At 70.7% G+C, this 24,249-nt stretch carries 25 protein-coding genes; 9 read left to right on the forward strand and 16 right to left on the reverse strand.

Going from position 1 to position 24,249, the window contains the following annotated elements; all coding sequences use genetic code 11:
- Positions 1 to 97: 97 nt before the first annotated feature.
- From JOD51_RS14555 to JOD51_RS14570, 4 genes are all read right to left on the reverse strand, one after another.
- Entirely contained in the window at positions 98 to 520 is a 423-nt protein-coding gene (locus JOD51_RS14555) for a DUF3151 domain-containing protein (protein ID WP_204609723.1), read from the reverse strand.
- 27 nt (positions 521 to 547) lie between these two features.
- Positions 548 to 880 carry a DUF3140 domain-containing protein gene (locus JOD51_RS14560; RefSeq protein ID WP_239539890.1) on the reverse strand — a complete coding sequence of 111 codons (333 nt, stop codon included), beginning with the start codon at positions 878 to 880 and terminating at the stop codon, positions 548 to 550.
- A 64-nt stretch (positions 881 to 944) separates the two neighbouring features.
- On the reverse strand, positions 945 to 1,898 hold the full coding sequence (locus tag JOD51_RS14565; protein WP_204609725.1) for a GDP-mannose 4,6-dehydratase: 954 nt from the start codon (positions 1,896 to 1,898) through the stop codon (positions 945 to 947).
- Entirely contained in the window at positions 1,895 to 2,878 is a 984-nt protein-coding gene (locus JOD51_RS14570; protein ID WP_204609727.1) for a GDP-mannose 4,6-dehydratase, read from the reverse strand. Before JOD51_RS14570 ends, JOD51_RS14565 begins: the two co-directional genes overlap by 4 nt.
- 324 nt (positions 2,879 to 3,202) lie before the next feature.
- Between JOD51_RS14570 and JOD51_RS14575 the strand changes: the two genes are divergently transcribed.
- Positions 3,203 to 4,849 (forward strand): ATP-binding cassette domain-containing protein, encoded by a 1,647-nt coding sequence (locus JOD51_RS14575; RefSeq protein WP_204609729.1) that lies wholly within the window; start codon positions 3,203 to 3,205, stop codon positions 4,847 to 4,849.
- A gap of 100 nt (positions 4,850 to 4,949) precedes the next feature.
- Here JOD51_RS14575 and JOD51_RS14580 read toward each other — a convergent pair whose 3' ends face one another.
- The 5 genes from JOD51_RS14580 to JOD51_RS14600 form a co-directional block, all read right to left on the reverse strand.
- Entirely contained in the window at positions 4,950 to 5,669 is a 720-nt protein-coding gene (locus tag JOD51_RS14580; protein WP_259559660.1) for an SDR family oxidoreductase, read from the reverse strand.
- A gap of 75 nt (positions 5,670 to 5,744) precedes the next feature.
- Positions 5,745 to 6,788: a YihY/virulence factor BrkB family protein gene (locus JOD51_RS14585; protein ID WP_204609731.1), complete on the reverse strand. Its 1,044-nt coding sequence runs from the start codon at positions 6,786 to 6,788 to the stop codon at positions 5,745 to 5,747.
- A 2-nt stretch (positions 6,789 to 6,790) separates the two neighbouring features.
- Positions 6,791 to 7,252: a hypothetical protein gene (locus JOD51_RS14590; protein WP_204609734.1), complete on the reverse strand. Its 462-nt coding sequence runs from the start codon at positions 7,250 to 7,252 to the stop codon at positions 6,791 to 6,793.
- A 242-nt stretch (positions 7,253 to 7,494) separates the two neighbouring features.
- Complete coding sequence (locus tag JOD51_RS14595; protein ID WP_204609736.1) at positions 7,495 to 8,292, reverse strand: alpha/beta fold hydrolase; 798 nt, start codon at positions 8,290 to 8,292, stop codon at positions 7,495 to 7,497.
- Positions 8,293 to 8,347: 55 nt separating this feature from the next.
- On the reverse strand, positions 8,348 to 8,875 hold the full coding sequence (locus JOD51_RS14600) for a phenolic acid decarboxylase (RefSeq protein WP_111075842.1): 528 nt from the start codon (positions 8,873 to 8,875) through the stop codon (positions 8,348 to 8,350).
- Positions 8,876 to 8,939: 64 nt separating this feature from the next.
- Here JOD51_RS14600 and JOD51_RS14605 point away from each other — a divergent pair, with 64 nt between their 5' ends.
- Positions 8,940 to 9,443: a MarR family winged helix-turn-helix transcriptional regulator gene (locus tag JOD51_RS14605; protein ID WP_259559655.1), complete on the forward strand. Its 504-nt coding sequence runs from the start codon at positions 8,940 to 8,942 to the stop codon at positions 9,441 to 9,443.
- Positions 9,444 to 9,614: 171 nt separating this feature from the next.
- Here the strand turns inward: JOD51_RS14605 and JOD51_RS14610 are convergent, their stop codons facing one another.
- The 6 genes from JOD51_RS14610 to JOD51_RS14635 are packed head-to-tail and all read right to left on the reverse strand — an operon-like array spanning position 9,615 to position 15,027.
- Positions 9,615 to 10,526: a prenyltransferase gene (locus JOD51_RS14610; protein WP_204609740.1), complete on the reverse strand. Its 912-nt coding sequence runs from the start codon at positions 10,524 to 10,526 to the stop codon at positions 9,615 to 9,617.
- A complete protein-coding gene (locus tag JOD51_RS14615; protein WP_204609742.1) occupies positions 10,523 to 11,023 on the reverse strand; it encodes a lycopene cyclase domain-containing protein in 501 nt (166 codons plus the stop codon). The genes JOD51_RS14610 and JOD51_RS14615 overlap by 4 nt, the downstream gene beginning before the upstream one ends.
- Positions 11,020 to 11,379: a lycopene cyclase domain-containing protein gene (locus tag JOD51_RS14620; RefSeq protein WP_204609744.1), complete on the reverse strand. Its 360-nt coding sequence runs from the start codon at positions 11,377 to 11,379 to the stop codon at positions 11,020 to 11,022. Before JOD51_RS14620 ends, JOD51_RS14615 begins: the two co-directional genes overlap by 4 nt.
- Positions 11,379 to 13,052 carry a phytoene desaturase family protein gene (gene crtI / locus JOD51_RS14625; protein ID WP_204609745.1) on the reverse strand — a complete coding sequence of 558 codons (1,674 nt, stop codon included), beginning with the start codon at positions 13,050 to 13,052 and terminating at the stop codon, positions 11,379 to 11,381. The genes JOD51_RS14620 and crtI overlap by 1 nt, the downstream gene beginning before the upstream one ends.
- The gene (locus JOD51_RS14630) at positions 13,049 to 13,972 is read right to left on the reverse strand and encodes a phytoene/squalene synthase family protein (RefSeq protein WP_204609748.1); all 924 of its coding nucleotides are present in this window, start codon (positions 13,970 to 13,972) and stop codon (positions 13,049 to 13,051) included. Before JOD51_RS14630 ends, crtI begins: the two co-directional genes overlap by 4 nt.
- Complete coding sequence (locus tag JOD51_RS14635) at positions 13,969 to 15,027, reverse strand: polyprenyl synthetase family protein (protein WP_204609750.1); 1,059 nt, start codon at positions 15,025 to 15,027, stop codon at positions 13,969 to 13,971. The genes JOD51_RS14630 and JOD51_RS14635 overlap by 4 nt, the downstream gene beginning before the upstream one ends.
- Before the next feature lie 21 nt (positions 15,028 to 15,048).
- On the opposite strand from JOD51_RS14635, the gene idi reads away from it, so the two are divergent.
- Positions 15,049 to 15,591, forward strand: coding sequence for an isopentenyl-diphosphate Delta-isomerase (gene idi, locus JOD51_RS14640; RefSeq protein WP_204609752.1), 543 nt, complete (start codon positions 15,049 to 15,051; stop codon positions 15,589 to 15,591).
- Between the two features lie 134 nt (positions 15,592 to 15,725).
- On the opposite strand, the gene JOD51_RS14645 is transcribed toward idi, so the two are convergent.
- Positions 15,726 to 16,232, reverse strand: a complete 507-nt coding sequence (locus tag JOD51_RS14645; protein ID WP_204609754.1) for a hypothetical protein — start codon at positions 16,230 to 16,232, stop codon at positions 15,726 to 15,728.
- A gap of 348 nt (positions 16,233 to 16,580) precedes the next feature.
- Between JOD51_RS14645 and JOD51_RS14650 the strand changes: the two genes are divergently transcribed.
- The 6 genes from JOD51_RS14650 to JOD51_RS14675 all read left to right on the forward strand — a co-directional run bounded on the left by JOD51_RS14650 (position 16,581) and on the right by JOD51_RS14675 (position 23,706).
- On the forward strand, positions 16,581 to 17,630 hold the full coding sequence (locus JOD51_RS14650; RefSeq protein WP_204609756.1) for a magnesium and cobalt transport protein CorA: 1,050 nt from the start codon (positions 16,581 to 16,583) through the stop codon (positions 17,628 to 17,630).
- Between the two features lie 184 nt (positions 17,631 to 17,814).
- Positions 17,815 to 18,834 carry a LacI family DNA-binding transcriptional regulator gene (locus tag JOD51_RS14655; protein ID WP_204609758.1) on the forward strand — a complete coding sequence of 340 codons (1,020 nt, stop codon included), beginning with the start codon at positions 17,815 to 17,817 and terminating at the stop codon, positions 18,832 to 18,834.
- A gap of 343 nt (positions 18,835 to 19,177) precedes the next feature.
- Positions 19,178 to 20,701 (forward strand): multiple monosaccharide ABC transporter ATP-binding protein, encoded by a 1,524-nt coding sequence (gene mmsA, locus JOD51_RS14660; RefSeq protein WP_204611273.1) that lies wholly within the window; start codon positions 19,178 to 19,180, stop codon positions 20,699 to 20,701.
- On the forward strand, positions 20,698 to 21,990 hold the full coding sequence (gene mmsB, locus JOD51_RS14665; RefSeq protein WP_204609760.1) for a multiple monosaccharide ABC transporter permease: 1,293 nt from the start codon (positions 20,698 to 20,700) through the stop codon (positions 21,988 to 21,990). Before mmsA ends, mmsB begins: the two co-directional genes overlap by 4 nt.
- An 85-nt stretch (positions 21,991 to 22,075) precedes the next feature.
- Positions 22,076 to 23,179 carry a substrate-binding domain-containing protein gene (locus JOD51_RS14670; protein ID WP_204609762.1) on the forward strand — a complete coding sequence of 368 codons (1,104 nt, stop codon included), beginning with the start codon at positions 22,076 to 22,078 and terminating at the stop codon, positions 23,177 to 23,179.
- A 155-nt stretch (positions 23,180 to 23,334) separates the two neighbouring features.
- A complete protein-coding gene (locus JOD51_RS14675) occupies positions 23,335 to 23,706 on the forward strand; it encodes a hypothetical protein (protein WP_204609764.1) in 372 nt (123 codons plus the stop codon).
- The last annotated feature ends 543 nt before the right edge of the window (positions 23,707 to 24,249 follow it).

The following is a 24,249-nucleotide window of genomic DNA, read 5'->3' on the forward strand; positions in this document are numbered from 1 at the left end:
CCAGGGGATCCCCTGGTTCGGACGGGTTTCCGTTGTGCGCATCCGAAGCGCGCCGCGCGCGGCGGCGCGGCGCGGGGGCGCGGCGCGCGCCCGCGCGTCAGCCGCGCGCGATCGCCTCGGCGGCGGCGGGGTCCGCGCCGTCGAGGAACTGCGTCAGCCGCTCGGCCTCGCCCGGCTCCTCGATCGCCTCGGCCGCGCGACGCAGGGCGAACAGGGAGCGGAGCACGCCGCGGTTCGGCTCGTGCGACCACGGCACCGGCCCGACACCGCGCCACCCGGCCTTCCGCAGGGCGTCGAGGCCGCGGTGGTACCCGACCCGGGCGTACGCGTAGGACTCGACGGTCGCACCGCGCCCCCAGGCCTCGTCGGCGAGCAGCGCCCACGCCAGGCTCGACGCCGGGTACGACACCACCACGGAGGCGATGGGAGCGTCCGCCGCGAGGGCCGCGTCCACCTCGGGCTCGGCGGCCAGCAGCGTCTCGGGGTTGGTCGAGGGGTTCGGGAGCAGGTTGTCCGGCATGCCCGCCACGCTACTTGAGCACACTGCTCACTTCAGCGGGTCGTGTCCCCAGTTCATCAGCGAGTACCGCCACCGGGTGTCCTCGACGTCGCCGGATGGCCGCTGCTCGATGTGCCGCGCCACGTACCCGACGACCTTCCGCATGTGTGCGTGGTCGTCGTCGGTGTAGTCGCCCTGCTTCTTCCGGAGGATCCGCACGATGTGCCGGCCGGACTCGTGCCCGGTCGACTCGGAGGCGCCGGACGACTTCTGGCCGACCTCCTTCGACTCGTCGGAGTCCAACCAGTCCTCCAGCTGCGAGGCGGTCATGTTCACCGCGTCGGCGAAGTCGTCCCGGGTCTGCTTCTCGTCGTCAGCCATGTCCGACATCTTGCGCGGCACGACTGCGCGGTCGTCCGGTGAGGCGTACCCCGTCGGCAGCTCGTCAGTCGAGGGCACGCTGGTCGTGGCGCACCATGGCGACCACCATCTGCTCGAAGCTCACCGTGGGGTCCCAGTGCAGGACCCGGCGGATCTTGCCCGGATCGCCGACCATCCGGTGGGTCTCGTTCGGACGGTGGAACGCGGCGTCGGACCGGACGTACCGCTGCCAGTCGTGGATCCCCACGGCGGCGAAGGCGACCTCGACGAACTCTCGGATGCTGTGGGTCTCCCCCGTCGCGATGACGTAGTCGTCACCCTCGTCGGCCTGGAGGATCAGCGCGAGCGCCGCGGCGTAGTCCCGGGCCCACCCCCAGTCCCGCTGGACGTCGAGGTCTCCGAGCACGAGTTCGTCCTGCACCCCGGCCGCGATCCTCGCTGCCGCCCGGGTGATCTTCCGACTGACGAAGTGCTCGGGCCGCCGCTCGGACTCGTGGTTGTAGAGGATCGCGTTCGAAGCGTGCATGCCGGTCAGTCGGTACGCCTGGGTGAGCAGGTGCGCACTCGCCTTCGCGACGCCGTAGGGGTTCACCGGCGCGATGGGTGACCGCTCGGTCTGCGGCGTGTCGGCGGAGCGGCCGAAGACCTCGGCGGACGATGCCTGGACGAAGCGGACCGCGGGGTCCGCCCGACGGAGTTCCTGCACGACGTCGAGGAGGTTCGCGACCGCCGCGCTGTTGACCTGGTGTGTGAGGACCGGTTCCTGCCACGACCGTGCGACCGAACTCAGTGCCGCGAGGTTGACCACGGCGTCCGGCTGGACCTGGTGGAGAACCGTGGCGACGTCGTCGTGACACCGCAGGTCGATGCGGTGGACCGCGACACCGGCGGGAGCGGCCCCGGAACCCGCGGGCTGGATGCCGTGCACCCGCCATCCGGTGGCCTGGAGGACCTCGGCCAGGAAGCTGCCGGTCTGCCCGGCGACCCCGGTGACCAGTGCCGTGCGTGCCGCGGTCATGCGGCCGTTCGCTGCTGCTCGAGGTCGCTGTCGACCATCATCCGCACCAGGTCGGCGAACTGGACCTCCGGCTGCCACCCGAGGACGTCCCGGGCCTTGCTCGAGTCACCGATGAGGAGGTCGACCTCTGCCGGGCGGAAGAACTCCGGGTCCTGCCGGACGTGGTGCTCCCAGTCCGTGATGCCGACGTGCTCGAAGGCGACCTGCAGGAACTCGCGGACCGAGTGCGTCTCGTTCGTGGAGACGACGTAGTCGTCGGGAGCGTCCTGCTGGAGCATCCGCCACATGGCGTCGACCGAGTCGCCTGCGAACCCCCAGTCGCGCTTCGCGTCGAGGTTGCCGAGCGTGAGGTCGTCCTGCAGGCCGAGCGCGATCCGGGCGACACTGGTCGAGATCTTCCGGGTGACGAACTCGGGGCCGCGCAGGGGCGACTCGTGGTTGAAGAGGATCCCGCTCGACGCGTGCATGCCGTAGGACTCGCGGTAGTTGACCGTCATGTGGTGCCCGAACGCCTTCGCGACGCCGTAGGGCGAGCGAGGCCACAGGAGTGTGTCCTCGCGCTGTGGGACCTGTTGCACCCGGCCGAACATCTCCGAGCTGGACGCCTGGTAGAAGCGCACCCGCGACGGGTCGGCTCCCGCGTGGAGGCGGATCGCTTCGAGCAGGTTCAGCACGCCCATGCCGGTGACCTGGCTGGTGAGGTGGGCGTTCTCCCACGAGTAGGCGACGAACGAGATCGCGCCGAGGTTGTAGACCTCGTCCGGCTGCGATCGGTCGAGTGCTCGGAGGAGCGAGGACTGGTCCTGGAGGTCGCCGGTGATGAGGGTGATCTCCGGCACCCAGGCTCGGACGAACGGGACCTTCGGGTTGTTCTGCCCGCGGACGAGACCGAACACCTCGTACCCCTTGGACACGAGCAGACGAGCGAGGTACATGCCGTCCTGGCCGGTGATCCCCGTGATCAGTGCGCGCTTCGACATCGTGGTTCTCCCATGTGATATGTGAAGTTCAGCATAGCACCTGATCGGCCCTGGCCTTGCGCGGCACGACTGCGCAGTCGTACGGTGAGGCGTACCCCGTCGTCACTGCGGGGCCCCGGTGCGGGACGACCGACCGGCGGCACGGGTGGCGGCCACGGGGCCTCCCGACGGGAACGGATCCGGCATTGCGCGAGACCACCGGCACTGCGCCACAGCAGCCGCTGTCCCTGCGCTGACACCGTGACCTCGCCCGCCGACCGGTGGGACCGCCGCCCTCGCGGCTGACGGTGTCGTGCGCCCGCACGACCACCGGAAGGCATCCGCATGCCCGTCTCCCCCGCCGTCGTCCTGCACGACGTCTCCCTCGCCTGGCCCGACGGCACCGTCGCGCTCGACCACCTCAGCACCGCGTTCGGTCGCGGCCGAACCGCGCTCGTCGGCCGGAACGGCGCCGGCAAGTCGACGCTCGTCCGTCTCGTCACCGGAGAACTCACGCCGACGAGCGGCACCGTCACGACGACGGGACCGGTGGACCACCTGCCGCAGCGCGTCCAGGGGGCCGTGCCGCGCCTCCCGTCCGGCGCGTACCCACCTGCCGGCCGGGAGGCACGCCCCACCACCCCGGACACGGTCGCGGACCTGCTCGGGGTCGGCCCGCAGGTCCGGGCGCTCCGCGCGGTCCTCGGCGGGGACGCGACACCCGCGCAGTTCGAGGCCGTCGACGACGCCTGGGACGTCGAGGAACGGGCCGGAGCAGCGCTGGCGGCGCTCGACCTCGGGTCCGGAGCAGCGCTCGGCGCCGCGGACCTCGACCGGCCGGTGCAGACCCTCTCCGGCGGTCAGGCGCTGCTCGTGGCGGTCGCGGGCATCCGGCTCCGGGGTCGGCCGATCGCGTTCCTCGACGAGCCGACGAACAACCTGGACCGGCGCGCGCGGGCGGCCCTGCTCGACCTCGTGGACTCATGGCGCGGCACCCTCGTCGTGGGGAGCCACGACCGCGAACTGCTCGAGCACGTCGACGAGGTCGTGGAGCTCCGCGACGGCAGCGCGACCGTGTTCGGCGGGACGTACTCGGCGTTCGCGGAGCACCTCGCGGTGCAGCAGGCCGCCGTCGCCCGCGAGGTCCGGGTCGCCGAACAGCGCCACCGCGCCGAGAAGCGCCAACGGATCCAGGCCGAGACGACCATCGCTCGGCGGGCGAAGGCGGGCGCGGCCTCGGCGTCCTCGATGCCGGCGATCCTGGCGAACGAGCGCCGGAAGCAGGCCGAGGCAACGGCCGGACGGCTGCGCTCCGGTGCCGCGTCGGCCGAGGCGCAGGCGCTCGCGTCCGTGCAGGAGGCCGGCCGCCGGCTGCGGTCCGACGACGTGCTCAGCGTGGACCTGCCCGACCCCGGCGTGCCGGCTGCCCGGCGGATCGCGACGGTCACGGTCCGGGGTCGGGCGACGGTCGTCCAGGGGCCGGAGCGGGTCGCCGTCGCCGGGGACAACGGGGTCGGCAAGTCCACCCTCCTCGACCAGCTCGTCGGGCTGCCGGGTGCCCGGGCGCACCCGCTGCCGGACACGTCAGCCCGAGCGCACACCGACCGGGTCGGGTACCTGCCGCAGCGGAAGGACACGCTCGACGACGGCGCCTCGGTGCTCGAGAACGTCCGGCGTGCCGCGCCCGACGTGGCACCGGCGGAGCTCCGGAACCGCCTCGCCCGGTTCCTGGTCCGCGGGGACACCGTGGACCGCGCCGTCGGGACGCTGTCGGGTGGGGAGCGGTTCCGCGTGGCACTGGCCGGGCTCGTGCTCGCGGACCCGCCGCCGCAGCTGCTGGTGCTCGACGAGCCGACGAACGACCTCGACCTGACGAGCGTCGACCAGCTCGTCGCGGCGCTCCGGGCGTACCGCGGCGCCCTCGTGGTGGTGAGTCACGACGAGCAGTTCCTCGGCGAGCTCGCCCTCGACCTCCGGATCGAGCTCACCTGAGGCTCGGGTGGGCGGACACGACTCGGCTCCGCGACGCCGCAGGGTGTCCGCGGGGCCGAGCCTCGGCGCCACGGCTGGCGGCCGGGCCGGCGGCCGGCCGTCAGCGCCGGCGGGACGGCCGGATCGAGAGCATCTCGACGGTGCCGCGCTCCGGCAGGTCGACGACGGTCCGGACGGCATCCGCGACGTCCGACGGTGCGAGGTAGTAGTCGGTGTCGTAGTCCTCGCCGAGCTTCTCGGTGAGCGCCCGCTGCATGTCCGAGTCGGTGCGGCCCGGGTGCACGCTCGACACCCGCACGCCGTTCGCCCGCTCCTCTTCACGCAGGGCGTCGGTGAACGCCCGGAGCGCGAACTTCGACGCCGCGTACACGCCACCCCCGGCCCCGGCGGTGAACCCGGACCCGCTGTTGATCGTCACGACGATGCCCCGCGCGGCCCGGAGGCCCGGCAGTGCGACGCGCGTGAGCTCGGCGACGGCGAAGACGTTCGTGGCGAAGACGGCCTCCCACGTGTCCCGCGGGGTGTCCGCGACCCGGGTGCCCTGCTCGACGCCCGCGGAGTGCACGAGGACGTCGACCCAGCTCGGCACGGCCGGCACGTCGCCGGCGCCGAGGTCGCCGACGAACGGCTCCGCGCTCGGCAGCGCGGCGACGACCGCGGCGACCGCCTCGGCGTCGCGTCCGCCGACCAGCACGTGGTGCGTCCGGCCGAGGTCCTCGGCGATCGCGCGGCCGATGCCCCGGGTCGCGCCGGTGACGAGGGCCACCGGGCGGTCGTTGTCGGGGGTGGAGACGGGGACGGGAGGCGCGGTGTCGGTCACGCAGGCCAGCCTACGGAACCGGTACCGCGCCTCCCGTCCGGGTGGTGCGTCCGCGCGTCGCGCGGCCGCCGACGCTCAGTCGTGGTCCTTGGTGCGGCCGGCGCTCTCGCGGATGCGGATGCCCTGCAGGACGTCCTCGGCGCGCTTCTCGTCCTGCTTCTCGATCTGGCGGGTGTCGCGCTCGGGGAGCTGGATGTCCACCTCCGCGTGGATGCCGGCCTGCAGTTCACGGCCGCGCTCGAGCTCGGCGTCGAACTCGGCGCCGAAGAGCAGCGCGTTGTTCGTGATCCAGATCCACAGCAGGAAGATGATCACGCCACCGAGGGAGCCGTACGTCGCGTTGTAGTTCGAGAAGTTGCCGATGTAGAAGCCGAAGCCGACGCTCGCGATGACCCAGATGACGATCGCCACGATCGCGCCGCCGCTGACCCACTTGAACTTCGACTGCCGGACGTTCGGCGACCAGTAGTAGAGCACCGCGACGATGACGATCATGACGACGAGCAGGATCGGCCACTGCACGATCGACAGCACGAGGGCGGCGGCGTCACCGAGGCCGATGAGGTCACCGAAGCTGCGGGCGAGGGGACCGGAGACCAGGGCGAGCAGGCCGATGACGAGCAGGACGACCGTGGTCACGGTGACGCCGAGCATCGTCGGGCGGAGCTTCCAGATCGGCCGCCCCTCGCGGACGTTGTAGATGCGGTTCATCGCGCGGCCGAAGGCGCCGACGTAGCCGGAGGCCGACCACAGCGCACCGAGCAGACCGACGATGAACGTCACCGGGGCGGCGTCGGAGCGGACCAGGCCGTTGACCGGGTCCTTCAGCAGGTTCGCGACGTCACCGCCGCCGATGTTCCGGACGATCTGCAGCAGCGTGTCGATCGTGTCGCTGGGGTTCGACACGAGGCCGAGGATCGACACGATCGCCAGCAGCCCGGGGAAGAGCGCGAGGACCGTGTAGTACGTCAGGCTCGCGGCCAGGTCGGTGCACTGGTCGCTCGTGAACTCCCGCAGGGTCTTCTTGAGCGTGTACGTGAACGACGGCTTCGTGAGGTCCGTCGGGCTGTCCGGCTTCCGGGGGTCGTCCGGGGCCGGCTTCTGCGATGCCTTCGCCATGGTCAGCCCTTCATCGCCTTCGTCATCTGCTTGATCGACTTCTTCGCCCGTGCCGCGTCCTTCTTGCGGCGCTTCGCGGCAGCCTGACGTTCCTGGAACACCGGGTTGCCCGTCGGGTCCTTCCGCGCGAACACGGGGACGCCCGTCGACTTGCCGTCCTTGCCGACCTTCACCGGCTTGAACACCGGGACGGGTGCCGGCTCGCGGAGAGCCCCCAGCCGCGCTGCGGGGTGGTTGCGGATCCGGGTCCCGACGATGATCGCGGCGAGCCCGGCGACGGCGGTCATCGCGACGGCCACGAGCGGCGTGGGGTCGCGGTGCCAGCGCTGTCGGGTCTTCGCGAGGGCGAGACGGGTGCGCGCGGGCACGTCGGACTTCTGCCGGATGCGCGCGACCGTGTCGACGATGCGCTCCCGGGTCCGCACGTTCCGGAGCTCGAGCTCGGGCATGGAGTCGTTGGGCATGGTCCCTGAGTACACGCTCCGCGGTGAGTGCCGCCGCGGGCGCGCGGATGTGGGCCCGAACGTCCCGCGTGCGCACCCGGGTCGGGGTGTGCAGGCGGGACGTCCGGGCCGCGCGTCGTCGGACGCTGCGTCGTCGGGCGGCGTCGTCGGGCGGCGCGTCGGGCGCTGCGTCGTCCGGCGCTGCGTCCGGCGCTGCGGCGTCCGGCTGCGTCCGGCGCTGCGGCGTCCGGCTGCGTCCTGTCTCAGGCCAGGCCGGTGGTCCGGAGCAGTCGGTCGACGAGCCCGGTGCGCCACGGCACCGAGGACCAGCCGTGGTCGGCGCCGTCGACCTCGACGTACGTCGCACCCGGCAGCAGTCCGGCGTACCGGCGGCCGTACTCGACGGGGACGATCGTGTCGCCGGTGCCGTGCACGACGACGGCAGGGCCCGGGTAGCCCGCGGCCGGACCCCAGACGTCCAGGCCGGCCCGGACCTCGTCGATGAACGCCGTGCCGAGGGCCATTCCGCCGAAGTCGAACCAGCCACGCTGACGGGCGGGGGCGAGGGGCTGCCCCTGGATCTCGTCCTTGCCGACGATGTCGTCCACCACGACGCCGGCGGGCGACCAGAGCGTCAACGAGGCCACGAGCTCCGGCACCCGGGCAGCGGCGAGGACGGACTCGACCCCGCCCAGGCTGTGGGCGACCAGGTGGACCGGACGTGATCCACCGTCGGCCGCCAGTGCTCGGACCATCGCGACGACCTGGTCGACCTCGTCGCCGATCGTGATGTCCGCGAAGTCCCCGTCGCTGAAGCCGTGTCCGAGCCGGTCGTACGAGCGAACCCCGGCGCCGCGGGCGGCGAGTGCGCGGGCCGCCTGCACGAACAGCTGCTGCGAGCCGGTCGCGTTGCTGCCGAAGCCGTGCACGAGCAGGACGAGCGGTGCGTCCGTCCCGCGGTCGACCGTGTTCCACTGCCAGCCACGCAGGGTCGCGCCACGGTGGTCGAGGGTGATCGGCGCGGGCGCCGGCGCGGCCGCCGTGTCCGTCGCGCCGGTCACGTCAGCCGGTCCGGTCACGCCAGCCGGTCCGGTCACGTCAGTCGGTCCGGTCACGTCAGTTGGTCCGGTCGGCGAACCCGGCCGGGAGGTCCGCGGGAGCCGTGTCCACGATCGTCTCGTCGTCCTCGCCCACGTGCTCGAACAGCGTGATGTGGGCGAACTCGGGCACGACGTAGATCGGGTACGTGGGGCCGGCGTCGCGGTGTTCGCGCATGAGGTCGAGGTGGTCGTTCTGGAACAGCACGGTCTTGCTGCCGTCGAGCTCCACCCAGTGCGGGAAGAAGATCGTGCCGTGCAGCACCCGCTCACCGGGGACGACGTTCACGACGACGCTCGTACCGGTCGGCTCGTTCCAGGACACCTTGTAGACGCCGGCGGTCAGCACGACGAGGTCGACGGTCTGGTCCTTGACCCAGCGCCCGCCGACCATGCCGGTGTGGATGCGGTAGTCGATCGTCGTGGCGTTCTTGACGTACATCTCGTACTGCCAGCCGTTGGCGTACGTGTAGATGAACCGGTGTCCGACGATGCCGGAGAGGTCCTGCTGGGGTTCGGGGTGCTCGACGCTGGTGGTGATGTCCATGTCCCCGAGTTTGCTCCACAACTACGTTTGTTGCAATCCTTTCTGCTGCGACTACCCTGAGGGAGTGCGCACCCCGGCGAGTCACCCTGCAGCGAGCTCCGGGGACCGCGAGCTCCGCGACGCCGCCCGCCGTCTCAGCGCCCAGGTCGGGCCGTTCCGCCGGACGCTCCTCAACGCCTCCCGACTCGAGGGTGACCTGCCGTCCGTCCCCGACGCGCAGATCGAGGTCCTCCGCCGACTCGACGAGGACGGCTGGGCGAGCCCGACCGCCCTCGGCCGCGCACTCGGGCTCGCCCGCTCCACGGTGAGCAACCTCGTCGCCGCGATGGAACGGGACGGCCTGGTCGAACGCCGCCTCGCCCGCGGCGACGGTCGCAGCACCGAGGTCGGGCTGACCGAGCTCGCCCGCGAGCGGCTCCGCGTGTACGACGCGGCGGCCGAGCGGCTGCTGCTCAGCGCCCTGGCCGGGCTGCCGGAGGCCGACCGTGCGGTACTGGTGGCGGCGCTGCCGGTGTTGACGCGCCTCCAGGCCGCGATCGCGGACGCCGGCGGACAACCGAACCCCTGACGCACCGGGGCACGGTGGGCCCGACGTGCCCGGCGGCATCTCGCCGAGTGGTCACGACACCCCGTTGCGCCGACAGGTGAGCGGGGTGTCGTGACCGCTGGGCGGATGCGAGCGGGGTGTCGTGATCGCTCGGCGGAAGCGAGCGGAGCGTCGGCGACACCGGCAAGCGCGTCAGTGCGTGAAGGCGAAGCCGATCAGGGCCATCGTCACGATGAAGCCCGACACGTAGTTGATCCACAGGAAGCGCTTCCACCCCGCGTTCGCCGCCTCGGCCCCGGCGTCGGTGAGGTTCCACCACGGCAGCACGTTGAGCGCGTACGGCACGACGACGACCGCCGCGATCGGCCCCGGGAACGCCGAGAACAGCAGCGCCACACCGGCGACCAGGTACGCCACGAAGGCCAGGCGCACGGTCGCGCGGGCACCGATGACGGTCGCCACCGACCCGATCCCACCGGCCCGGTCGGCCAGGACGTCCTGCACCGCACCGAACGCGTGCGAGGCGATCCCCCACACGAAGAACGCGACGCAGACGGCGACGAGCTGCCCGGTCCACTGTCCGCCGGCGAGCGCCAGCCCGTAGAGGGCCGGGGACACGAAGTGCGTCGACGAGGTGATCGAGTCGAGGAACGGCTTCTCCTTGAAGCGCAGCCCCGGTGCCGAGTACGCGATGACGGCGAAGACGCTGACCGTCAGGGCGAACCACGACCACGGCCCGCCGAGCAGCACGAGCACGAGCAGGAACGGAACGTTCGTGACGACCACGGCCCACAGGGTGGCGCGGTGCACGCTCTTGTCGAGCAGCGCACCCTCGACGCCGCCCTTGCGCGGGTTGCGCAGGTCGGACTCGTAGTCGAAGACGTCGTTGATGCCGTACATCGCCAGGTTGTACGGCACGAGGAAGTACACGACCCCGACGAGGAACGCGACCAGCGAGAACCCGCCGCCGCCCTCGACACCGACCCCGCTGCCGAGCAGGTAGGCGGCGGCGAACGGGTAGGCGGTGTTCACCCAGCTGATCGGCCGCGAGGACACGAAGAGGGCGCGGAGCGTCGACGGCCTGGAGGCACGGCTCACGGTCATGGGGTCTCCTCCGGTCGACGGGACGGCTGTGCCGGCTGTGCCGGCTGTGCCGGCTGTGCCGGCTGGCCCAGCTGGCGCGGCTGGGCTGGTGCCGACTCGGCTGGTGCGAGCTGGTCCGGGCGCTCCGACCGTACCCGTCGGGGCCGGTCGAGCAGCACCCAGCAGCTCGGCAGCAGCAGGACCGCGCCGATCGAGTACGCCAGGTCCTCGACCGGGAACAGCCCGACGCGGGCCCCGAGGACGAGCGCCGGGTCGTAGGCGACGATGCCGAGTCCGACGATCACGTTGTTGAACACGCCGGTCATCACGAGGAGCGCGACACCCGCGACGACCCCGGTCAGCACGGCGGTCCGAGGGCCCCGGGCAGCGGGACCCAGAGCAGCGGGACGGTCCGCTCGTCGGCGCCGTGCGGACACGACACCGGCGAGGACGGCGACGAGCGCGGCCACCCCGAGGAACGGCACCGCGAGCAGCGCGTACGTGCCGGACCCGGTCATGCCCGACCCTCGTCGTGCTCGGCAGCACCCGGGCGCCGGGCGCTCAGCCGCTCCACGACCGGCCGGACGGCAGCGAACAGGTCCATCGTCGTCCAGCACAGCAGCACCAGGAAGAACAGCTCCTCGAGCGGCACGTCCCGCGCCAGCGACACCCCGGTGAGCAGCCCGTTCGTGCCGATGAAGAAGACGCCGAGGTGCACGCCGGCGACGTCCCACGCCAGGAAGAACACGAGCCCGACGACCATCACCACGGCGGCGCGCAGCGGGGCGCGCCAGAAGAACAGCCGGTACCGGGCGTCGAGCACCGCGATGCCGGCGATCGCGATCAGCAGTCCGACGAGGTACAGCCCCGGCATCAGCCCGTCGTCCGTACCGGTGGCGCCCCGACGGACCGCGGCAGCGGGGTCGGCAGCGGCTCGGTCGAGGTGTCGCCGTGGATGCGCTTGATCAGGACCTCGGCGCTGATCAGGCACATCGGCAGCCCGATGCCCGGGATCGTCGAGGCGCCGACGTAGTAGAGCCCGTCGACCTTGGTGGAGGCGTTCTTCTCGCGGAAGAACGCGCTCTGCGCCAGGGTGTGTGCCGGGCCGAGCATCGAGCCGCTCCAGGCGTTGAGGTCGTCGGCGAAGTCCTGCGGCCCGATCGTGCGGCGGACCCGGATCCGGTCGCGGAGGTCCGGCACGCCGGAGCGCTCGGCGATGACGTCGATGGCACGGTCGGCGATCGCTTCGACCTGGGCGTCGCCGGCTCCGTCGATGCCGCCCTTGCCGATCGAGACGTCGGCGGGCAGCGGCACGAGGACGAACAGGTTGCTCTGCCCCTCGGGTGCGACGGAGTCGTCGGTCAGGGAGGGGGCGCAGACGTAGATCGACGCCGGGTCCGGGACGTGCCGGTCCTTGCCGAAGATCGCGCCGAAGTTCTCCTTCCAGTCCTCGGTGAACACCAGCGTGTGGTGCAGCAGTCCGGGGACCGGGCCGTCGACGCCGAGGTACACGAGCACCGCGGAGGGGCCCGGGTCGCGCTTCGCCCAGTGCGCGGCGTCGTGGGTGCGGTGCTCCTGCTCGAGGAGCTCCATCTCGGTGTGGCGCAGGTCGGCGGCGCTCACCACCAGGTCGGCGGCGACGACGTGCTCGTCGCCCGCTTCGTCGCGGTAGGCGACACCGGTGGCGTGCCCGTCCTCGACGACGATCCGGGTGACGGTGGCGCCGGTCGTGATGACGGCGCCCTCGGCCTCGGCGACGCGCTCGACGGCGGCGATCACCTGCGTGATGCCGCCCTTCGGGTAGAGCACCCCGTCGGCCAGGTCGAGGTGGCTCATCAGGTGGTACATGCTCGGCGCCTGGTACGGGCTGGTGCCGAGGAACACCGCCGGGTAGCCGAGGATCTGCCACAGCCGGTGGTCCTTCACGGCGGTCGACGCGAACGACGACAGCGGCTGGAGCAGCAGCCGGGCGAGCTTGCCCATCCGCTTGAGGACGTCGGGGGCGGCGAGCTTCGTGAGGTCCTGGAACGTGCCGTACAGGAACCGCCGGACCGCCATGTCGTACGTGTCGGCGGCGGAGTCGAGGTACTTCGCCATCTTCGCGCCGGCACCGGGCTCGATCGACTCGAACAGGGCGATGTTGGCCTCGCGCGAGGACCGCAGGTCGATCGGCTCGTCGTGGCCCTCGGTGTACACGCGGTACCCGGGGTCCAGGACGTCGAGGTCGAGCTGCTCGTCGGCGCTGGTGCCGAGCAGCTGGAAGAAGTGGTCGAACACCTCGGGCATGAGGTACCAGCTCGGCCCGGTGTCGAACCGGAAGCCGTCCTGCTCCCACGTGCCGGCCCGGCCGCCGAGCTGGGTGCGCTGCTCGAGGACGGTCACGGCGAAGCCGTCCCGGGCGAGCAGGGCGGCAGCCGCCAGGCCGCTGATCCCGCCGCCGATGACGACGGCCCGGCGGACCGGGACGGCCCGGCCGGTGGCAGGGGCAGCTGCCGCGGCGGCAGTGGTCGATGCGTCGGTCGGACGGGAGGCGTGGGTCGGGCTCATGACGAGCCTCCAGTCTGTGGGGTGGTGACGGTGCGCGCGGGCAGGGTGCCGCGGCGGCTGAGGACACGCGCGGCGAGCCGCGCCTTCACGGGGTTCGGGACCCGGACCCGGGAGGTGACGAGCCGGTCCGCCGGGGTGGCGGCGATCCGGTCGTTGAGCTCCTGGAACAGGGCGTGCGCGAGGGCGACCGCGGGGCGGGCGTCCCTCGGCAGCAGCGGGACGGTGACGGCGGCCCGGTCGAGGTCGGCCTGGACGTCGGCGACCAGCCGGACCTTCGTGGCCTCGTCGAAGCTGCGGACGTCGACGCCGGGGAAGTACGAGCGGCCGAGGACCTCGAAGTCGGCGTGCAGGTCGCGCAGGAAGTTCACCTTCTGGAACGCGGCACCGAGGGCCCGCGCGCCGTCGACGAGCACCGCGTCGTCGAAGGTCGGCCGGCCCGCGCGGTACACGAACGCGCGAAGGCACATCAGGCCGACGACCTCGGCGGAGCCGTACACGTAGGCGTCGAACGAGGCCTGGTCGTGCTCGGTCTGCTCGAGGTCCATCCGCATCGAGGCGAAGAACGGCGCCGTCAGCTCGCTGCCGAACCCGACCGTGCGGGCGGTCCGGGCGAACGCGTGCACGACGGGGTTCACCGAGAAGCCGAACGCCATCGCCCGCTCGGTGTCCTGCTCGAGCTCGTCGAGCACGGTCCGGGCGAGCGCGGGGTCGAGGCCGGCCTCGGTCGCCGGGCCGTCGACCACCTCGTCCGCGACGCGCACCAGGGCGTAGACGTTGCGGATGTGCTCGCGGGTGTCCTTCGTGAGCAGGCGGCTGGCCAGCCCGAACGACGTGGAGTAGCGGCTGATGACGACGCTCGAGGCGGCCTCGGCGGTCGCGTCGTAGAGCGGGAGGCGGCGCCCGGTGGTGCTCGGACTCACCGGACGCGCTCCACGAGTTCGGTGACGAGCCCCTCGAGTCGGCCGCCGAGCTCGTCGGGCAGCGCGGCGAGTTCGGCGCGGGCCAGCGCGGTGTGCTCGCGGATGTGGTCGAGCGCGGCGTCTCGTGCACCGCACTCGACGAGCAGCGCGCGGAGGCCCGCGGCACGTTCCTCGGTCAGGTCCGGGTCGCCGAGGAACGGCGCCAGGTCCGGCCAGCAGTCGGTGGTCGCGGCGTAGGCGATGAGCATGGTGCGCTTGCCCTCGCGGAGGTCCCCGATGGCGGTCTTGCCCGTCGAGCCCTCGTTGCCGAACACCCCGAGCAGGTCGTCGACGATCTGGTATGCGATACCGATCTCGCGGCCGAACGCGCCGAGCGACGCGACGACGGGCTCCGGCGCACCGGCCAGGACCGCACCGGACTGCAGTGGCGCCTCGAAGCTGTACACGCTCGTCTTCGCCCGCTCCATCTGCAGGACCTCGGCGACGGTGGGCATCACGCCGAGCGCGAGGTCGACGTCGGCCATCTCGCCCGCGGCGCTGGCGAACACGGCGTCGTCGAACAGGTCGAGCAGGCGGGAACGACGGTCGCCGGTGACGCCGCTGGCCTCGATGAACCGCGGTGCCGCGGCGAGCGCCAGGTCCCCGGCGATGACGGCGGCGCTGGTCCCCCGGTGCTCGGCGGTCGGTAGGGGCAGGCCGCCGGTCGTCGCGTTGTCGCGGAAGGCGCCGGCGACGTTCGGACGACCGCGGCGGGACCAGTCGCGGTCGATGACGTCGTCGTGCACCACGAGGGCGGTGTGCAGCAGTTCGTAGGCCGCGGCGACGTGCGACGCAGCGTGCACGTCCTGGCCGCCGAGGGCGGTGTACGAGGTGAGGACCATGCGCGGTCGGAAGCGCTTGCCGCCCATGCTCGCCTTGCGCAGGACCCGCCACAGTTCCTCGGACGGTCGGCCGAAGGCCTGGGCTCGGGCGCTCGACACCGTGAAGAAGCGCTCGAGGCACTCATCCACCAGCGCGAGGTCGATGTGCGCCACGGTGGCCGCGTCCTCGGTCATTGGCCTAATCTATCGAGGCAGATGAGCCTTTTCCCGGAAACCGTTGTCCTGTTGGCCGATGACCGTACCCCGATCGGTACGGCGGACAAGTTCACGGTGCACACAGACCAGACGCCCCTCCACCTCGCGTTCAGCTGCCACGTGCAGAACGCGGCCGGTGACCTCCTCGTGACCCGTCGCGCCCTCGTGAAGAAGACGTGGCCGGGCGTGTGGACCAACTCCTTCTGCGGGCACCCCGGCCCGGACGAGTCCTTCGAGGACGCCATCGCCCGGCGTGCCGAACGTGAGCTCGGGATGACGCTGCACAGTGTCGACCTGGTGCTGCCGGACTTCCGCTACCGCGCGGTGGACGCCTCGGGCATCGTCGAGAACGAGGTCTGCCCGGTGTTCCGTGCCGTGGCCGACGCCGACCCCGAGCCCGCCGACGACGAGGTCTCGGAGTGGGTGTGGCTGTCGGAGCAGGACCTGCGCCAGGCCGTGACCGCAGCGCCCTTCGCGTTCAGCCCGTGGCTCGGGTGGCAGCTCGCAGCACTGCCGCTCGACGCCCTGGGCGCTGCGCGCTGAACCGGCGCTGACCCGGCGCTGACCGCCCGCCGGTCCCGCCCACCGACCCGCCGGACGGGAGGCACGAGCCTCCGGTCCGGCGGGTCGTCTGCGTCAGATCCTGACGGAACCGCCGGGACGTCGCTCCGGGCGTGTCAGTACCACTTGGTCACCGTGCACGACGGGTATGAGGGAAAGCCCGACGCCCGGATCGTGAACTTCGCCTCGACCGCCTGACTGGTCGGGACCTGCGTCGTCGCACGGAGGTCGATCGCGTGCGTGTTGCGGTCCGTCAGCAGATCCGTCCGCTGCGTCGGCGTCCCGCCGTTGAGCGTGACGGCGATCGCCCCGGTGTACGAGCCGACGGCGGAGTCGCTCGGCTGGAGCCCGTACTGGGTGATGTGCGCCGTGAACGTGGTCCCCGAGCGCTCCCACGTCCCGCGCACGTTGCCGTACTGGCAGCTGGCGAAGAGGTCACCGGTCGCGGTGGTGCCGACGTCGGCCACGGCGGCGCCCCGGTCCTGGGCGGTGGCGGCGGCGGCCGGGCCGGCGACGGTGGCCGCGGCGAGCCCGCCGACGACGAGCGCGGTGGCGAGGACCGCGGCGGTCGAGCGACGACGGGTGGCGGTGGTGGCGGTGGTCGTGGTCGTGGTGGTGGTCATCAGATCTCCTTCGTCCTGGGTCGACGGCGGCTGCCATCCAGAACATCAGATCAGGAACACCAGTGGACCACAAGGGGGGAGGGCAGAGCTGTTCACTCCGGGTCCACCTCGGCGTCACCGGGTCCGCTCGACGCCCTGTCCGGACGGGAGTACGGTGGCCGACGGTCCTGCGCAGCGCACGGGCCACGGACTGACGAAGGGCAGGTGAGGCGCGATGTCGGGTGACCATCACCACACGGGCCGGCCGTCCCTCGTGGTCCGCGCCGAACCCGTGTCCTGATCTCCCTGCCGCCGGGTCGTCCCGGCAGGCGTCGCGCCCGCTCGCCCTCCCGACCGAGGGAGCAGAGCTTGGCACTCATCGACAACGCGGTGTACGTCGACGGCCGACGGGTGGCGTCGCAGCAGAGCCTGGCGCTCGGCACCAGTGGCGACCTGTCGTGGATCGGGCTGCTCCGTCCCGACCCGCACGAGCTCGCGGCCGTCGCGGACGAGTTCGGGCTGCACGAGAACGCCGTCGAGGACGCCCAGAAGGGCCACCAGCGCGCCAAGCTCGAGCGGTACGGCGACACCCTCTTCGTGGTGCTCCGCCCGGCCTGGTACCGGCAGGAGTCCGGCACGGTCGAGTTCGGCGAGGTGCACCTGTTCGTCGGCGCCCGCTTCGTGGTGAGCGTCCGGCACGCCGAGCGTCCCGACCTCGCCTCGCTCCGGGCCCGCTGCGAGGCCGACCCGGAGTTCCTGGCGAAGGGGTCCGAGGCGGTCACCGCGGCGGTGCTCGACGAGGTGGTGGACGGCTACGCGCCCGTCGTCGAGGTGCTGCAGGACGAGATCGACGAGATCGAGGACCAGCTGTTCGCCGGGCAGGTGGACCCCGGGGTGTCGAAGCGGATCTACCAGCTGCTCAGCGAGGTCCTGGCCTTCCAGCGGGCGACGAAGCCGGTGCCGTCGATGGTCCGCGGGCTCCTCCGCGGCGCCGAGAAGTACGGCGTGGACGACGACGTGCAGCACCGGCTGCGGAACGTCCTCGACCACGCGCTGCGGGTCACCGAGCGGGTCGACTCGTTCCGCGCCCTGCTCGAGAACGCCCTGACGCTGCACGCGACCCTGGTGTCGCAGGAGCAGAACGAAGCGATGCGGCGGATGACGAGCGCGAGCCTGGCGCAGGGCGAGGAGAGCCGACAGCTGGCCCGGGCGGCGCACCAGCAGGGCGAAGAGGTGAAGAAGATCTCGTCCTGGGCGGCGATCCTCTTCGCGCCCGGCCTGATCGCGGGCGTCTACGGGATGAACTTCGACCACATGCCCGAGCTGCACTGGCGGTACGGGTACCCGGTGGCGATCCTGGCGATGCTCGCGCTGGCCGGCGTGCTCTGGGTGCTCTTCCGGAAGCGCAACTGGCTGTAACCGCGGCGCGGACGCGCCCGCACGACGGACGGGAGGCCCGTGGCGACCCCGCCACGGGCCTCCCGTCCGCCGCCCCGCACCACCGCGCCGGGTGGCGCGGACCGCAGAGGCGTGCATAATGATCTGGCTCGGGATGTGAACGTGCACATGGGCGTGCCGCGGCCCCGGGCGGGAGAGAGCAGCAATGGCGACCACGCGGGCAGAGCAGCCGCGGTCCCCCAGCATCCGCGACGTCGCACGGATCGCGGGCGTCTCGCACCAGACCGTCTCCCGAGTCCTCAACAACTCGGACGCGATCCGGGCAGAGACCCGTGACCGGGTGCTCGCGGCGATGGAGGAACTGCAGTACCGGCCGAACCGGGCCGCACGCGCACTGGTGACGAGCAAGACCCGGACGATCGGCGTGCTGACGGCGCAGCGGTCGCACTACGGGCCGACCGTGACCCTGCAGGCGATCGAGGACGCCGCGGTGTTGCGCGGGTACTCGGTGACGACGGCGAACATCGCGGTGCCGACGGACGCGGCGGTGCGGGACGGGCTCGGGCACCTGCTCGACCAGGACGTCGAGGGCATCATCGTGATCGCCCCGCAGCAGCGTGTGTTCGACATCATCGAGGAGCTCGGCGTCCGGACGCCGTACGTCACGCTGCGCTCGAGCATCAACGAGGACCCGACCGCGCTCTGGGTGGACCAGATGGAGGGCGCCCGCCTGGCGACCGCGCACCTGCTCGACCTGGGCCACGAGTACGTCCGACACATCGCGGGGCCGCAGGACTGGATCGAGGCCGACGCCCGGATGCAGGGCTTCCTCCGCGAGATGTCGGACCGGGACATGCCGGTGCAGCCGCCGATCCTCGGGGACTGGACGGCCGACTTCGGGTACCTCGCCGGGCGGGAGCTGCTGCGGTGGCGGGACTGCACGGCGGTGTTCTGCTCGAACGACGCGATGGCGCTCGGTGTGATGCACGCGGCACGGTCGTACGGACTCGACGTCCCCGGTGACCTGTCGGTGGTGGGCTACGACGACATCCCCGAGGCGAAGCACTTCTGGCCGCCGCTCACCACCGTGCAGGTGGACTTCGCGGAACTCGGACGGCGCAGCGTGGACATCCTGCTGCCGAGCGGCGAGGACGTGCTCCGCCCGATCGACATCGTGCCGCAGCTGGTCGTCCGCGGCTCGACGTCGGCCCCGCGGCGTCGCTGACCCCAACACGAGGGGCATTCCGTCCGCCCTGCGCGGAACTGCCCCCGGCGTCACCGAAACGTGACCAATCCGAATTGACACCCGCGCCGAGCGTGTGCGTAACATTGCCTCCGTTCCTCGATGTGACCGTTCACATCCGCTGTCACACGAGGATCGACCGGACGCGACAACGAAGTCCGCACGCACCCCCGTGCCCTTCGGATGCCGTAGCTGAACCACCGAAGGACTGCCGCATCGCAGCGGCAGAAGGAGATGCACCGTGGCGTCAACCCCACAGGGTCACGACCCGATCGCAAGCGGGCTCGAGACCCGTTCGATCACCGCTCCCGAGACGATCCTCGAGATGCGTTCCATCACCAAGGAGTTCCCTGGTGTGAAGGCGCTGTCGGAAGTCTCGCTGAGCGTCCGCGCCGGCGAGATCCACGCGATCTGCGGCGAGAACGGCGCTGGCAAGTCCACGCTGATGAAGGTGCTGTCGGGCGTCTACCCGTACGGCACCTACGACGGCCAGATCGTCTACGAGGGCGAAGAGGTCCGCTTCGCGAACATCAAGCAGTCCGAGCAGGCCGGCATCGTCATCATCCACCAGGAGCTGGCGCTGATCCCGGAGCTCTCGATCACCGAGAACCTGTTCCTCGGCAACGAGCCCGGCCGCTTCGGTCGCATCGACTGGACCGCCGCGCAGCTCCGCGCCCAGGACCTGCTGGCCCGCGTCGGCCTGTCCGACGACCCGGACACGCAGATCAAGAACATCGGCGTCGGCAAGCAGCAGCTCGTCGAGATCGCCAAGGCCCTGCACAAGGACGTCAAGCTCCTCATCCTGGACGAGCCGACGGCCGCCCTGAACGAGAACGACTCCCAGCACCTGCTCGACCTGATCGTCGGGCTGAAGGCCAAGGGCATCTCGAGCATCATCATCAGCCACAAGCTGAACGAGATCGAGCAGATCGCCGACGAGATCACGATCATCCGCGACGGCAAGGCCATCGAGACGCTCAACGTCAAGGCGGACGGCGTCAACGAGGACCGCATCATCCGCGGCATGGTCGGCCGCTCGCTCGAGTCCCGCTTCCCGGACCGCACCCCGAAGATCGGCGAGACCTTCTTCGAGGTCCGCAACTGGACCGTGCAGCACCCGATCGACTCGTCGCGTCTGGTCTGCAAGGGCTCGGACTTCCACGTCCGCAAGGGCGAGATCGTCGGCTTCGCCGGACTGATGGGCGCCGGGCGCACCGAGCTGGCGATGAGCCTGTTCGGCCGCTCCTACGGCACCTGGCTCGACGGGCAGATCATCAAGGACGGCCGCGAGATCAAGGTTACCAACGTCCAGCAGGCGATCAACAACGGCCTCGGCTACGTGTCGGAGGACCGCAAGGCCCTCGGCCTGAACCTGCTCGACACCGTGAAGCGTTCGACCGTCGCGGCGGACCTCAAGAAGATCGCCAAGGGCGGCGTCGTCGACTCCCTCGAGGAGTACTCGGTCGCCGAGAAGTACCGGAAGCTCCTCCGCACCAAGGTGCCGAGCGTCGAGGACAACGTCGGCAAGCTCTCCGGCGGCAACCAGCAGAAGGTCGTCCTGTCGAAGTGGATGTTCACCGACCCCGACCTGCTGATCCTCGACGAGCCCACCCGCGGCATCGACGTCGGCGCGAAGTTCGAGATCTACGGGATCATCCAGCAGCTCGCGGCCGAGGGAAAGGGCATCATCCTCATCTCGTCCGAGCTCCCCGAGCTCCTCGGTCTCTCCGACCGCATCTACACCATCTTCGAGGGGCAGATCACTGCTGACCTCCCGGCCGACCAGGCCGATCCAGAAACGCTCATGCGCAGCATGACGTCCGCGCGGAAGGGCGCCCCCGTCTCATGAACAACCTGAAGCTGCTCTTCGGCAAGGGCAACTCCATCGGCCAGTACGGCATGATCATCGCGTTGATCGCGATCGTGGCCTTCTTCTCGTTCACGACCAAGGGTCTGATCCTTGAGCCGACGAACATCATCAACCTGTTCCTGCAGTACTCGTACATCCTCATCCTCGCGCTGGGGATGGTCATGGTGATCATCGCCGGCCACATCGACCTGTCGGTCGGTTCGGTCGCGGCGTTCGTCGGTATCATCGTCGCCCAGTCCATGTCGGTGTGGCACTGGCCGACCTGGGCAGCGATCCTGCTCGGGCTGGCGGTCGGCGCGGTCGTCGGTGCATGGCAGGGCTTCTGGGTGGCCTTCGTGCGGGTGCCTGCGTTCATCGTGACGCTCGCCGGCCAGCTCATCTTCCGCGGAGCGAACCAGCTCATCGGTCAGTCGACTTCCGTGCCGACGCCGAACGACTACAACACGATCGGTGCGGGCTTCCTGCCCGACTTCGGTCCGAACACGAACTACTCGAATGGCACGCTGCTGATCGGGCTCGTGACGATCGTCGCGCTCATTGTCATCGAGGTCCGCGGCCGTGCCCGTCGCCGCAAGATGCAGGCCGAGGTCCCGCCGCTCTGGGTGTCGATCGTCCGTACCGGAGTCCTCGTCGCGGTCACGCTCGTCGCGACGTACCTGTTCGGCGCCGGCCCCGTGGGCACCTCGATCCCGATCGTCGCGATCATCCTCGGTGTCCTGACCATCGTGTACGGCTTCATCACGAAGAACACGATCTTCGGCCGCCAGGTCTACGCGGTCGGTGGCAACGCGAACGCCGCCGTTCTGTCCGGTGTGAGCGCCCGCAAGGTCAACTTCTTCGTCATGGCGAACATGTCCGTCCTCGCGGCGATCGCCGGCATGGTCTTCGTCGGCTACTCCAACGCCTCGGGTCCGGCCGACGGCACCGGTTGGGAGCTCGACGCGATCGCCGCCGTGTTCGTCGGTGGCGCCGCGGTCGCCGGTGGCATCGGCACGATCTCCGGCTCGATCATCGGTGCTCTGGTCATGGCGATCCTCGCCAACGGCCTCCAGCTGATGGGCATCGAGTCGAACAAGGTCCAGATCATCCGAGGTCTCGTCCTGCTCGTCGCCGTCGCCTTCGACGTCTATTCGAAATCGCAGGGTCGTCCGTCCCTGATCGGCGGGATGTTGAAGCAGTTCCAACGCAAGGACACCGAGCAGAACACGGTGGCCGCTCAGCAGCCGCGGTCCATCGAGGACCAGCCCGAGAAGGTCAACGTCCACTAACGCGTGGCGGGTGGCCGCTCCGGTGGCTGCTCGCACGATCCCCTCACCACACAGCTCCACTCCTCAACGAAGAGAAAGCAATCTCATGCACAAGAAGCTCATCGCCGGCGTCGGCATCGCGCTCATCGCGGGCCTCGCCCTCAGCGGCTGCTCGGCTCGCGACTCCTCCGGCGCTGCATCCAGCACGGCGATCAAGAAGGGCGACCTCATCGGTGTCGCGCTCCCGGCCAAGACCTCGCAGAACTGGGTGCTCGCGGGCGCCGCATTCGAGAAGTCGATCGAGAAAGCCGGCTTCAAGGCCGACATCCAGTACGCGAAGGCAGACGGCCCTGTCCCGGACCAGCAGGGACAGATCTCGACCATGCTCACCAAGGGCGCGAAGGTGATCATCATCGGCGCTGCTGACGGATCGCAGCTCGGCTCGCAGGTGAAGGCTGCCAAGGCGAAGGGCACCACCGTCATCGCCTGGGACCGCAACATCCTGAACACGAAGAACGTCGACTACTACGTCGCCTTCAACAACTACAAGGTCGGCCAGCTCCAGGCGAACGCGCTGCTGCAGGGTCTCAAGGAGAAGAAGGGCAGCGGGCCGTACAACGTCGAGCTCTTCGCCGGCTCGCCGGACGACGCGAATGCGAAGGTCTTCTTCAACGGTGCGATGAGCGTCCTCAAGCCGAAGATCGACGACGGAACGCTCAAGGTCGTTTCCGGCCAGACCACGTTCGGGAAGGTCAACACGCAAGGCTGGCTCGCGCAGAAGGCCCAGTCGCGGATGACCGACCTCCTGTCGCAGTACTACTCGGGTGACACCAAGCTCGACGGCGTCCTCTCGCCGAACGACACCCTCGCTCGCGCCATCCTCACCGCGACGAAGGCTGCCGGCAAGGACAACCCCGTCGTCACGGGTCAGGACTCGGAGACCGCATCGATCCCGCTGATCATGCAGGGCGAGCAGTACTCGACGATCTACAAGAACACCACCGAGGAGGCGCAGGCGGCCGTCGACCTCGTCACGACGCTCTCGAAGGGCGACAAGCCCGACACCAAGATGGACAAGACGAACAACTACAACGGCGTCAAGACAGTCCCGGCGATCGAGCTCACCCCGGTCCTCGTCACGAAGGACAACGCGGTCGAGGCCTACAAGGGCGACCAGACCCTCGAAGACCTGGCAAAGGCAGGTCAGTAGCTCCTGACCAAGAGCAAGCCCACCTCGATCGAGGTGGGCTTGCTCTTGTTGAGGGGGTACACGATCGGTGGGCCGAATCGTGGACTGCGCAGCGGCTCGTACTGGCCTACTTCTGCCCCAGATGAGTTCTCATCGAAAGATCAAAGGGGATCGACATGAAGTTGATGATCAAACTCGCGGCCGTGGCCGTAGCGACGGGGGCCATCCTGACGGTGGGTGCCATCCCGGCGCAAGCCGTCGGGGTGGGTGCGCAGACGTGCCCTGGCGGCTCTGCGGTCGGGCACTCTTCCACGAACGGCGGCGCAGACACGAACGCCCTGAACTGCCGGGGGGCACTCCGGGTCGAAGTTCGGCAGTGGTTCACGGCGAGCGGGGGGAAGGCGTACCCCACGCCTTGGAAGAGCAGCGGCAACTACGTGTTGACCGTGAAGCAAGCCAATCCTGGTTACCCGGTCTTCAAGGCCGAGCACCGTTGGCTGCCGAGCGTGACCGGAGCGGGTGGCGCGCCGGGCATCTTCACCAGCTGATGCGGAACTGAGGCTCGATCACGGTGGCCCTCGCCCTTCTGGCGGGGGTCGCCCCATGTCCCGGGATGGCACGGGAGGGTGTGCCCTGGCGCGAGAACCCGCGGAAGCGCAGCAGGGAACGAGAACCGCCGTCTGCTGGATGGGTAGGAGCGGCCGTCGGGACTGCTGACGGTCGGACGGGAGGCGCGTGGCGGGCCCGCCACGCCCCTCCCGTCCCTCAGTCGCCCCGGTGGGCGCGGTACGCGCGCAGCCGCTCGACGTCCGCTCGCAACCGCGGGACTTCGGTGCGTGCCGTCTCGACCCGGACGGCGGCCGACACCGCCGTGCCTCCGACGGTCACCCGGTCGCCGATGCGGGCGAGCCGCGCCCAGGGAATGTCCGACGTGGCTGGCCCCGCCGCGTGGCGGGCCCCGCCTACCCGGCGTAACGGAGGTCGGCCGCTGGGTCGTAGGTCGCTGCCCCGACCGCGTCGTCGGACACGGCCTGCGGGTGCTCGTCCTGCCACGTCGAGTCCAACTCGGTGAGCTCGGCCCACCGCAGCGG

Origin of the sequence: Curtobacterium herbarum, assembly GCF_016907335.1 — a bacterium.
GTDB lineage: Bacteria > Actinomycetota > Actinomycetes > Actinomycetales > Microbacteriaceae > Curtobacterium > Curtobacterium herbarum.